Raw genomic sequence first — 11,416 nt, 5'->3', positions numbered from 1 at the left:
ATAGATAGTCTCAATGGCGTTCGCCTTCCTGTGTCGGGAAAGGCGGGCTATGATGGCGACCAATTTTTGCTTCCGAACACGGAGATTTTCCATGAGCGAATTCATCACCAATGTCAGCGACGCCAGTTTCGATCAGGATGTGATCCAGGCCGAAGGTCCGGTGCTGGTTGACTACTGGGCTGAGTGGTGCGGCCCGTGCAAGATGATTGCTCCGGTCCTGGACGAAATCGCCCAGACCTACCAAGGCAAGCTGAAAGTCTGCAAGCTGAACATCGACGAAAATCAGGACACCCCGCCGAAGTACGGCGTGCGTGGCATTCCGACGCTGATGCTGTTCAAGAACGGCAATGTCGAGGCCACCAAGGTTGGCGCGTTGTCGAAGTCGCAGCTGGCGGCTTTCCTCGACAGCAACATCTGAGCCAGCTCGTGATGAAGAAGCCCCGCATATGGTGGGGCTTTTTTCTGTCTGAGTGCTGGACGTGCCGCTAAAACCGGTGTTACATTCGGCCTCGCTGTATTTCCTATGCAGCCCCCTGCAAGCCGTCGCCGACGGATTCCTACGCGAATACCTTCGATACACGCTGGCGATCCAATCGCCTTTTAGCGGCGCGGCCTCCCAAGCTGAATAGCTTATTTCCCCTCCTTCATGATTACGTCATTCCTATGAATCTGACCGAACTCAAGCAAAAGCCGATCACCGAACTGCTGGAACTCGCCGAACAACAGGGCCTGGAAAACATGGCCCGTTCGCGCAAGCAGGACGTGATTTTCTCGCTGTTGAAAAAACACGCTAAAAGCGGTGAGGAAATCTCCGGTGATGGCGTGCTGGAGATTCTCCAGGACGGTTTCGGCTTCCTCCGCTCCGCGGATGCCTCGTATCTCGCCGGCCCCGATGACATTTACGTGTCGCCGAGCCAGATCCGCCGCTTCAACCTGCGTACTGGCGATACCATCGTCGGCAAGATCCGCCCGCCGAAAGAAGGCGAGCGTTACTTCGCGCTGCTCAAGGTCGATACGATCAACTACGATCGCCCAGAGAACGCCAAGAACAAGATTCTGTTCGAGAACCTGACGCCGTTGTTCCCCACCAAGCGCCTGATCATGGAAGCCGGCAACGGCTCCACCGAGGACATCACCGGTCGGGTGATCGACCTCTGCGCGCCGATCGGCAAGGGCCAGCGCGGCCTGATCGTGGCGCCGCCGAAAGCCGGCAAGACCATCATGCTGCAGAACATCGCGGCGAACATCGCGCGCAACAATCCCGAGTGCCACCTGATCGTCTTGCTGATCGACGAGCGCCCGGAAGAAGTGACCGAAATGCAACGCACCGTGCGCGGCGAAGTGGTCGCTTCTACCTTCGACGAGCCGCCAACCCGCCACGTGCAGGTTGCCGAGATGGTGATCGAAAAGGCCAAGCGCCTGGTCGAACACAAGAAGGATGTGGTCATCCTGCTCGACTCCATCACCCGTCTGGCGCGCGCCTACAACACCGTGATCCCGAGCTCCGGCAAGGTCCTCACCGGTGGTGTCGACGCCCACGCCCTGGAGAAGCCAAAGCGTTTCTTCGGCGCGGCGCGTAACATCGAGGAAGGCGGCTCGCTGACCATCATCGCCACCGCGCTGGTGGAAACCGGCTCGAAGATGGACGAGGTGATCTACGAGGAATTCAAAGGCACTGGCAACATGGAGCTGCCGTTGGATCGTCGCATCGCCGAGAAGCGCGTGTTCCCGGCGATCAACATCAACCGCTCGGGCACCCGCCGCGAAGAGTTGCTGACCGCCGAAGACGAGTTGCAGCGCATGTGGATCCTGCGCAAACTGCTGCACCCGATGGACGAAGTCGCCGCCATCGAGTTCCTCATCGACAAGCTGAAAGCGACCAAGACCAACGAAGAGTTCTTCCTGTCGATGCGTCGCAAGTAAGTCGCGCGAGTCTCGCAGAGGCCGGGGAAACCCGGCTTTTGTGTGTCTGCGCACTGCCAATCCTTCTGAATAACCCAGTTCGGCGCTAAACTTTGCGCCCCGACTGGTATGCCCGACACGAGGCTCCTGCATGCAGTATCGCGACCTGCGCGACTTTATCCGCGGACTGGAACAGCGCGGCGAACTCAAACGCATCCAGACGCCGGTTTCTCCCGTGCTGGAAATGACCGAAATCTGCGACCGCACCCTGCGCAAGGGCGGCCCGGCGCTGCTGTTCGAAAACCCCACGGGCTTCGACATGCCGGTACTCGGCAATCTGTTCGGCACGCCCAAGCGGGTGGCCCTGGGCATGGGCGCGGAAGAGGTCAGCGAGTTGCGCGAGATCGGCAAGTTGCTGGCGTTCCTGAAGGAGCCCGAGCCGCCGAAAGGCCTGAAAGACGCCTGGTCGAAGCTGCCGATCTTCAGGAAGGTGCTGGCTATGGCGCCCAAGGTGCTGAAAGACGCGCCCTGCCAGGAAGTGATCGAGGAGGGCGATGACGTCGACCTCGGCAAGTTGCCGGTGCAGACCTGCTGGCCGGGCGATGTCGGTCCGCTGATCACCTGGGGCCTGACCATCACCAAGGGGCCGAACAAGGAACGGCAGAACCTCGGCATTTATCGCCAGCAGGTGATCGGCCGCAACAAGCTGATCATGCGCTGGCTCAGCCATCGCGGCGGTGCTCTGGATTTCCGTGACTGGTGCGAGAAGTACCCGGATCGGCCTTATCCGGTAGCCGTGGCCCTGGGCGCCGATCCGGCGACCATCCTCGGTGCGGTTACCCCGGTGCCGGATAGCCTGTCCGAATATGCCTTCGCCGGGTTGTTGCGCGGCCACCGCACCGAGTTGGTGAAGTGCCGAGGCAGTGAGCTGCAGGTGCCGGCCAGCGCCGAGATCGTCCTCGAAGGGGTGATTCATCCCGGCGAGATGGCCGATGAAGGTCCCTATGGCGACCACACCGGTTACTACAACGAGGTGGACCGCTTCCCGGTGTTCACCGTCGAGCGCATCACCCGCCGGCAGAAGCCGATCTACCACAGCACCTACACCGGGCGGCCGCCGGATGAGCCGGCGATCCTCGGGGTGGCGCTGAATGAAGTGTTCGTGCCGATCCTGCAGAAGCAGTTCCCGGAAATCACCGACTTCTACCTGCCGCCCGAAGGCTGCTCGTACCGCATGGCGGTGGTGACCATCAAGAAACAGTACCCCGGACACGCCAAGCGGGTAATGCTCGGCGTCTGGTCGTTTTTGCGACAGTTCATGTACACCAAGTTCGTCATAGTCACCGACGACGACATCAATGCACGCGACTGGAATGATGTGATCTGGGCCATCACCACGCGCATGGATCCCAAGCGCGATACCGTGTTGATCGAAAACACCCCGATTGATTACCTGGATTTCGCCTCGCCGATCTCCGGTCTAGGTAGCAAAATGGGTCTGGACGCCACCCACAAATGGCCGGGTGAAACCAGCCGCGAATGGGGTCGGGCGATCGTTCAGGATGAGGCGGTCAAGCGTCGGGTCGACGATCTATGGGCGCAGTTGGGGATCGACTGATGCACCGTGGCTGGATATCTGTGCGGCTGCGGCCGCGTTTACTGCAATGCGTGCGCAACCCGGGCCAGGCCGCGGGTGTGTGCTTTGGATTGAAAACGCTATGAAAGTTACCCTGCAACCCTCAGGTGCCGTACTCGACGTCGAACGTGGCGAGCGCATTCTCGATGCGGCGCGCCGGCTCGGTTACGACTGCCCGCAGAGCTGTCGCAATGGCAACTGTCATATTTGTGCGGCCCTGCTGGTCAACGGTCGGGTGCGTCAGGCAGGCCAAACCCATGAGCATGGCGAGGTGTTCGCCTGCCTAGCCGAGCCCGAGCAGGAGTGTGTGCTGCTCTGGGATGGTGTGCTGGCCCCTGGCGAACTGCCGGTGCGCGAGTTGAACTGCCAGCTGATCGAATGCCACGACGCCGGTGGCGACGTGTTCCGGGTACGCCTGCGTGCACCGGCTGGCAAGTTGCCGCGTTATCACGCCGGCCAGTATCTGCTACTGCAGCGGGCGGAGGGCGAGTACGCCGCCTTTTCCCTGGCGTCGGCGCCGCAGTCCGGGCGTGAGCTGGAGTTGCATATTCTGGCGCGTGACCCGTCCAGTATCGCGGTCATCGAGCACCTGCGCGGACAGGGCTTCGCGCGGATACAGGTGCCGTTTGGCGACACCCATCTGGCCGAGTTGCCGGACGGCCCGTTGGTGTTGATCGCCGCCGGTACCGGCATGGCGCAGATGCGCAGCCTGATCGAGCACTGCCGCGCGGCCGGCTTCCCCCACCCCGTACATCTGTACTGGGGCGCGCGGCGGCCGGAAGATTTCTATGAGCTGCCCTGCTGGGTCGAGTGGCAGTCGTTACCGAACCTGTTTCTGCACCAGGTGGTCAGCGATCAGTGCGGCTGGCAGGGTCGTTGCGGGCTGTTGCACGAGGCGGTGCGCGAGGACTTCGCCGATCTCAAGCCATTGCATGTGTATGCCAGTGGCTCGCCGACCATGGTCTACGCGACCCTGGACGCGCTGGTCGAAGCCGGCATGGATGCCCGGCAGATGCGCGCCGACGTTTTCGCCTACGCGCCGCGTGCGTAGGGTGGAGCGCGCTTCACCGATCCACCGTCAGGCTTAGAGGTGGATGAAAGAAAGAGCGTCATCCACCCGAAGGCTCAGCGTACCTGCACCACCACCTTGCCCACTGCCTTGCGCTGACCGAGGGTGTCGATCGCTTGGGCGGCCTGCTCAAGCGGGAAGGTTTGCGAGACCAGCGGCTTGAGCTTGCCTTCGGCATGCCAGGCAAACAGCTGTTGGAAGTTGGCGGCGTTGTCCTGCGGCTGGCGCTGGGCGAAAGAGCCCCAGAACACCCCGACCACGGCGGCACCCTTGAGCAGAGCCAGGTTGACCGGTAGTTCGGGGATGCGCCCACTGGCGAAGCCGACCACCAGCAGGCGGCCATTCCAGGCGATGCTGCGGATGGCCTGATCGAACAGGTCGCCACCCACCGGATCGTAAATCACGTCGGCACCCTTGCCGCCGGTCAGGCGCTTGATTTCATCTTTCAGGTTGTTGTCGCTGTAGTTGATCAGCTCGTCGGCGCCAGCGGCCTTGGCCACGGCCAGCTTCTCTGCGCTGCTCGCCGCGGCAATCACCTTGGCGCCCATGGCCTTGCCGATTTCCACCGCCGCCAGACCGACGCCACCGGAGGCGCCGAGTACCAGCAGGGTTTCTCCCGGCTGCAGGTTGGCGCGCTGCTTGAGCGCGTGCATCGAGGTGCCATAGGTCATGCCGAAGGCGGCGGCGGTACTGAAATCCATGTTCGGTGGGATCGGCATGACGTTGTAGCCCGCAACTGCGACCTGTTCGGCAAAGCTACCCCAGCCGGTCAGGGCCATTACCCGGTCCCCGACTTGCAGGTGACTGACCTTCCCGCCCACTGCCGTCACCACACCCGCCGCTTCGCCACCGGGGGAGAAGGGGAAGGGCGGCTTGAACTGGTATTTGCCCTCGATGATCAGGGTGTCGGGGAAGTTGACCCCAGCCGCGTGCACGTCGAGCAGGATTTCGTTGTTCTTCGCTTCGGGGCTGGCGATTTCTTCCAGTACCAGGGTTTCGGCGGGGCCGAAGGCTTTGCACAGCATGGCTTTCATCGGGCTTTTCCTCTGCGGATGATGGTTTTGCAGTGTAGAGGCGAGGGCCGTTCGGTCAACGAGCATGGTCGTGTCTGATGGCGCGGCATAAGTATGCGGGCTATTTCACGCGCGCCAGGGCTTGGGCTGCGGCCCAGCTATGGCTATGCTAGGCGGCCCTGTGGAGGAATACCCCCTGTGAAAGTCTGGATAGCACTGTTGTTGGCCCTGTCCCTGCCCGTGATGGCATTTGCCGAGGAAGCGGTGAAAGAGCCGGAAGAGGGCGCACCGCCGGCGGTTGCCTATGTCAGCCTGGTGCCGGCGTTGGTGGGTAATTTCGGTGCAGGGCCCAAGCTCAAGTTTTTCAAGGCGGATATCGCGCTGCGGGTCAGCGGCGCTGCAGCCGAGACCAAGGTCAAACACCACGAGCCGCTGATTCGCAATCAGCTGGTGATGCTGTTTTCCCAGCAAACCGAGGCGAGCATCGGGGTGGCCGGCGGCAAAGAGGTGCTGCGCCAGGAAGCGCTCAAGCAGGTGCAGGATGTGCTCAATCAGGAAGAAGGCCAGCCACTGGTGGACGACCTGTTGTTCAACAACCTGATCATCCAGTAAGCGCGCTGGCCATGGCGGGGGGTGGTCGTCTCAGGCCATCTGCGCCAAGGTCTTGCGAAAGCGCAGCAGGGCTGCGGCGAAGAACAGCGTGCCGATGGCGAAGATGGCCAGGAGCTGCGGCCAGACGATGGCTAGCCCGGCGCCGCGATAAAGAATCGCCTGGGCCAGGCTGACGAAGTGAGTGGTGGGTGCGGCCAGCATGATCTGCTGCACCAACTCCGGCATGCTCTCGCGCGGTGTGGTGCCACCGGACAGTATCTGCAGCGGGATCAGCACCAGGATGATCAGCAGCCCCAGTTGCGGCATCGAGCGCGCTACGGTGCCGAAGAAGATGCCCATCGAGGTAGTGGCGAACAGGTGCAGTGCCGCGCCGAACAGGAACAGTCCGAGCGATCCGGTGATTGGCACCTGCAGCCAGCCCTGCACCACCAGGGTCAGCGACAGCGCGCTCGCCACCAGCACCACCAGGCCCATCGACCAGACCTTGGCCAGCATGATCTCCAGTGGCGTGACCGGCATCACCAGCAAGTGTTCGATGGTGCCGTGCTCGCGTTCGCGGATCAGCGCGGCGCCGGTGAGGATGATCGACAGCATGGTGATCTGGTTGATCACTTCCATCACCGAGCCGAACCAGGCGCGGGTCAAGTTCGGGTTGAACTTCACCCGTACCGCCAGCTCGGCACTTTGTGCCACGGGGGCGCGGTAGCGGCGAACGAACGCGGCAACCTCGCTGGCGCCGATGCTCTGGATATAACCGGCACCGGTAAAGGCTTGGCTGACCTGGGTGGCATCGACGTTGAGCTGGATTGTCGGCGAGTGGCCAGCCAGCACGTCGCGCTGGAAGTTCGGCGGAATGTTCAGGGTGAAGGTGTACAGCCCGGCATCCATGCCGCGGTCCATCTGGCTCAGGTCGATGCGCGCCGGGGTGCGGAAATAAGGTGGCTGGAAAGCGTTGATCAGGCGCTCGGACAGTGGCGACTGGTCTTCATCGACCACGGCGATGGAGGCATGGGCCAGGCTCTCCGGCATGCTGGTGGCGGAGGAGTACACGCCGATGCTGAAGGCCCAGACGATCAGCAGCAGCAGGGCGATATCGCGTTGCAGGCTGCGAAATTCCTTGAGGCCGAGGTGGGCGATATTGGCCAGCTTGCGCATCAGGCCTCCTGCTTCTTGAGGAAGCCTGCGCAGAGCAGGGTCAGCAACGGGATCGTCAGTAGCAGGGCGCCGAACGCCGTGTACAGATCGGCGAAACCCAGGGCCTTGGAAAAGGTGCCGCGGCTGATCACCAGAAAGTGCGAGGTCGGGTAGATGTTGCCGATCAGCGCGCCGACCCCCTCCAGGGACGAGACTGGGTAGATCAACCCGGAGAATTGGATGGCCGGCAGCAGGGTGGCGATAGCGGTACCGAAGACTGCGGCGATCTGGCTACGGGTAAAGATCGAGATCAGCAGGCCGAGGCCGGTGGCGCAGGTGATGTAGAGCAGGCCGCCGAGCAGCAGGGTTGCCAGGCTGCCCTTGAGCGGCACATCGAACAGGGTCACGGCCAACAGCAGCAACAGGATGAAGTTGAGCATGCCCAGGGCGATGTAGGGCAACTGCTTGCCGAGCAGGAATTCCAGGCGCGTCACCGGCGTGACGTACAGGTTGATGATCGAGCCCAGCTCTTTTTCGCGCACCACGCCAAGGGCGGTGAGCATCGCCGGAATCAACATGAGCAACAGCGGAATGACCGCCGGGACCATGGCCTTGAGGCTTTCCACGTCCGGGTTGTAGCGGTAGCGCACTTCCAGGCCGGCGGGGCTGGCGGGCGGCGCCAGGCTCGAGCTGCGCGCGAGGTTGGCCAGGTAGTCGCCGTGCACGCCTTGCACGTAAGCCTTGATGGTTTCCGCACGGGTCGGCATGGCTCCGTCGATCCACATGCTGATCTGTGGGCGGGCGCCGCGCTTGAGGTCGCGGCCGAAATCCGGCGGAATTTCCACCGCCAGGCTGATTTTTCCGCTGCGCATGCGCCGTTCCAGGTCGTCGTAGCCCTGCAGCGGCGGCTGTTCGATAAAGTAGCGCGAGCCGGACAGGTTGAGGCGGTAGTCCATGCTGGTGGTGGTCTGGTCGCGGTCGAGTACGGCGAAGGTCAGGTCCTCCACATCCAGACTGATGCCGTAGCCGATGATGAACAGCAGCAGCGCGGTGCCGAGCAGGGCCATGCTGCCGCGAATTGGATCGCGGTACAGTTCCAGGGTTTCCCGGCGGGCGTAGCTGAACAGGCGGCGCAGGCTGAAGTGTTGGCGCCGATTGCGTGCTGGTTGTGGCGCCGCATCGGGGCTGAGCGGTGTGCTGGCGGCGGCGTGCGGGCCGGCGTTGGCCGCCTCTTCCAGGTAGGCGATAAAGGTCGCCTCCAGAGTCGCCAGGCCGCGGCGCTCGATCAGGCGTTGCGGCGTGTCGCTGGCCAGCACCTTGCCGGCATGCATCAGTGAAATGCGGTCGCAGCGTTGCGCCTCGTTCATGAAGTGGGTGGAGATGAAGATGGTCACGCCATCGTTGCGCGACAGGTCGAGCATCAGCTGCCAGAAGCCATCGCGGGCCACCGGATCGACGCCCGAGGTGGGCTCGTCGAGGATCAGGATTTCCGGTTTGTGGATCACCGCGACCGCCAGTGACAGGCGTTGGCGCACCCCCAGCGGCAGGCGCTCGGGCAGCATATCGAGCACGCCCTGCAGGTCGAAGCGCTCGGCCATCGCTGCCACTCGTTCGACGATCTCGGGGCGCGGTACATGGAACAACTGAGCGTGCAGCACCAGGTTCTGGCGTACCGTCAGTTCGCTATACAGCGAGAAGGCCTGGGACATATAGCCGACCCGGCGGCGGGTGGCCATGTCCTTGGGATTCACCGTCTGGCCAAACAGCAGGGCCTCGCCCTCGCTGGTCTCAAGCAGGCCGGTGAGGGCCTTCATGGTGGTGGACTTGCCGCAGCCGTTGGAGCCGAGGAAGCCGAAAATCTCCCCGCGTTCGATACGGAAGTTGACGTGATCGACGGCGACGAAATCGCCGAAGCGACAGGTCAGCTCGCGTGCTTCGATGGCAATACGCGGTGCTCCATCGCCCCTGGCAGTCGGCGTGCGGGGTGGAATCACCAGCGCCTGATGGCCCTGGCGTCTTGCCTCCGGTAGCAGGGCGATGAAGGTGTCTTCCAGTGTGGCGCAGCCCTTGGCCTCGCGCAGCTCTTGCGGTGTGCCGGTGGCCAGCACCTGACCGGCATCCATGGCCACCAGCCAGTCGAAACGTTCGGCCTCCTCCATGTAGGCGGTGGCGACCAGCACACTCATCTGCGGGCGTTGGCTACGGATACGAGCGATCAGTTCCCAGAACTGGTTGCGTGACAGCGGGTCGACGCCGGTGGTCGGTTCGTCGAGGATCAGCAGGTCGGGGTCGTGGATCAAGGCGCAGCACAGGCCGAGCTTTTGCTTCATACCGCCGGACAGCTTGCTCGCGGGTCGCTCGCGAAAGGGGGTCAGGCCGGTGCTGCTGAGCAGGTCGTCGATGCGCCGGGTGCGCTCGGCGTGGTCCTGGCCGAACAGGCGGCCGAAAAACTCCAGGTTCTCGAGCACCGAGAGCGTCGGGTAGAGGTTCTTGCCCAGGCCCTGGGGCATATAGGCGATATGCGGGCAGACCTGGCGGCGGTGGCGGCGTGTTGCCATGTCGCCGCCGAGCACCTCGATCCGCCCATCCTGAATCTTTCGTGCGCCGGCGATCAGCGCCAGCAGGCTGGATTTGCCGACGCCGTCCGGGCCGATCAGGCCAACCATGCGTTGTGCTGGAATCTCCAGGCTCACCGCATTCACTGCGCAGGTCTTGCCGTAGCGCAAGCTGACCTGGTCCAGCCGGGCGACGGCTGTCGGCGTCTCGCTCACTGCGGAACCTTGATCGCCAGATGCTCAGGCCATTCGACCTGCGGGTCGAGACGCAGGTAGGCCATGCCGGGTACGCCAGTCTTGACCTGAGCCAGGTGGCGGCGCAGCAGGTCAGGGTCGATGCGCGCCTTGACCCGGAACATCAATTTCTCGCGCTCGCTGGCGGTTTCCACGGTCTTTGGGGTGAACTGGGCGACGCTGGCGACATAGCTGACCTTGGCCGGGATTACATACTGCGGCACGGCATCGATGACCAGGCGAACTTCGGCCCCCAGGGCGACCCGTCCGGCTTGGCGCTCGGGGAGAAAGAAGGTCATGTAGACGTCGCTCAGGTCCACCAGGTTGAGTACCTTGCCGCCCGCGCCTATGACTTCGCCCGGCTCGCTCACCCGGTATTGCACGCGTCCGCCGCGCGGGGCCTTGAGCTGGCTGTCGGCAATGTCGATCTGCAGCCGCGTCACGCTGGCTTGGGCAGCCTCCACGGCGGACTGCGCTTCGATGACTTGGGACTGTGCCGCGGTAATTCCCGCCTGGGCGGAGATGACCTGGGAGCGCGATGCGGCCAATGCCGCCCGGGCGCTTTGCAGGCGTGCCAGGTCGTCATCCAGTTGCTGCTGCGCCATGGCGTTGCGCTTGACCAGGATAGCGCTGCGGGCATGGCGTTTATCTGCTGCCGAGACTTCCGCCTGACGCTGCCTGACGATGGCTTCGGCGGTGACTTTCTCACTCTCGCGCAGGCTGACCTGGGCGCGGGCGGTCAGCTGGCTGTTTTGCGCCTGACGCATCTGCGCCTGGGCCTGGGCCAATTGCGCTTGCAGCACCTGGGTGTCCATGCGCGCGATGATTTGTCCGGGCTGGACGAACTCGCCTTCCTCGACCTCGATACTGGCAATGCGTCCGGCCAGCTTGCTCGCTACATCGACATCGGTGGCCACGATGCGCCCGTTGCCGCTGGCGAAACCTGCGGCCAGGCCAGCGGGCTGCAGCTCATACCAGAGCAGGCCGGCGACGGCGGCGATGACCAAGGCAATAGCGATGCGGGAAATCCAATGCTGGCTGCTTGACATATTCATCCATGGTGTCTCAAAGGCAGGCTAGGGGGGCGCCGTGCATGTCGCCGGGGCGAGCGGGGCAGTGCCGCGTCCGGGCCACGGGGCCGGAATGCTGGCGAACAAGCTATTTTCAATTATGTGGCAGGTGGGGGTATTAGCCCTTGATACAGGTCAACCGCCAGGCCGCTCTGCGGGGCATCGGGACGCCGGCAGCCGCAATCGGCAAG

Annotated in this window: 9 protein-coding genes; 5 read left to right on the top strand and 4 right to left on the bottom strand. The window is 63.3% G+C overall.

Annotated elements, in window-relative coordinates:
- Positions 1–91 precede the first annotated feature (91 nt).
- The 4 genes from trxA to VCJ09_RS23155 all read left to right on the top strand — a co-directional run bounded on the left by trxA (position 92) and on the right by VCJ09_RS23155 (position 4,589).
- On the top strand, positions 92–418 hold the full coding sequence (gene trxA, locus VCJ09_RS23170; RefSeq protein WP_079203790.1) for a thioredoxin TrxA: 327 nt from the start codon (positions 92–94) through the stop codon (positions 416–418).
- Positions 419–663: 245 nt separating this feature from the next.
- A complete protein-coding gene (gene rho, locus VCJ09_RS23165) occupies positions 664–1,923 on the top strand; it encodes a transcription termination factor Rho (RefSeq protein ID WP_079203789.1) in 1,260 nt (419 codons plus the stop codon).
- Positions 1,924–2,053: 130 nt separating this feature from the next.
- Complete coding sequence (ubiD, locus tag VCJ09_RS23160; protein WP_079203788.1) at positions 2,054–3,520, top strand: 4-hydroxy-3-polyprenylbenzoate decarboxylase; 1,467 nt, start codon at positions 2,054–2,056, stop codon at positions 3,518–3,520.
- Between the two features lie 100 nt (positions 3,521–3,620).
- Positions 3,621–4,589, top strand: coding sequence for a CDP-6-deoxy-delta-3,4-glucoseen reductase (locus tag VCJ09_RS23155; RefSeq protein WP_324732348.1), 969 nt, complete (start codon positions 3,621–3,623; stop codon positions 4,587–4,589).
- Positions 4,590–4,663: 74 nt separating this feature from the next.
- Here VCJ09_RS23155 and VCJ09_RS23150 read toward each other — a convergent pair whose 3' ends face one another.
- Positions 4,664–5,641 (bottom strand): NADPH:quinone oxidoreductase family protein, encoded by a 978-nt coding sequence (locus VCJ09_RS23150; protein ID WP_324732347.1) that lies wholly within the window; start codon positions 5,639–5,641, stop codon positions 4,664–4,666.
- A 177-nt stretch (positions 5,642–5,818) separates the two neighbouring features.
- On the opposite strand from VCJ09_RS23150, the gene VCJ09_RS23145 reads away from it, so the two are divergent.
- On the top strand, positions 5,819–6,232 hold the full coding sequence (locus tag VCJ09_RS23145; protein ID WP_324732346.1) for a flagellar basal body-associated protein FliL: 414 nt from the start codon (positions 5,819–5,821) through the stop codon (positions 6,230–6,232).
- A 30-nt stretch (positions 6,233–6,262) separates the two neighbouring features.
- Here the strand turns inward: VCJ09_RS23145 and VCJ09_RS23140 are convergent, their stop codons facing one another.
- Genes VCJ09_RS23140 through VCJ09_RS23130 form a run of 3 tightly spaced genes read right to left on the bottom strand, consistent with a single transcriptional unit; the run spans position 6,263 to position 11,204 of the window.
- Entirely contained in the window at positions 6,263–7,387 is a 1,125-nt protein-coding gene (locus tag VCJ09_RS23140) for an ABC transporter permease (RefSeq protein ID WP_324732345.1), read from the bottom strand.
- Complete coding sequence (gene rbbA, locus VCJ09_RS23135; RefSeq protein WP_324732344.1) at positions 7,387–10,137, bottom strand: ribosome-associated ATPase/putative transporter RbbA; 2,751 nt, start codon at positions 10,135–10,137, stop codon at positions 7,387–7,389. The genes VCJ09_RS23140 and rbbA overlap by 1 nt, the downstream gene beginning before the upstream one ends.
- The gene (locus tag VCJ09_RS23130; RefSeq protein WP_407693055.1) at positions 10,134–11,204 is read right to left on the bottom strand and encodes an HlyD family secretion protein; all 1,071 of its coding nucleotides are present in this window, start codon (positions 11,202–11,204) and stop codon (positions 10,134–10,136) included. The genes rbbA and VCJ09_RS23130 overlap by 4 nt, the downstream gene beginning before the upstream one ends.
- Between the last annotated feature and the right edge of the window lie 212 nt (positions 11,205–11,416).

Source organism: Pseudomonas paeninsulae (assembly GCF_035621475.1).
Classification (GTDB): domain Bacteria; phylum Pseudomonadota; class Gammaproteobacteria; order Pseudomonadales; family Pseudomonadaceae; genus Aquipseudomonas; species Aquipseudomonas paeninsulae.
Note: the sequence above shows the minus strand (reverse complement) of the source record. Positions and strands in the feature narration are given on the sequence as shown.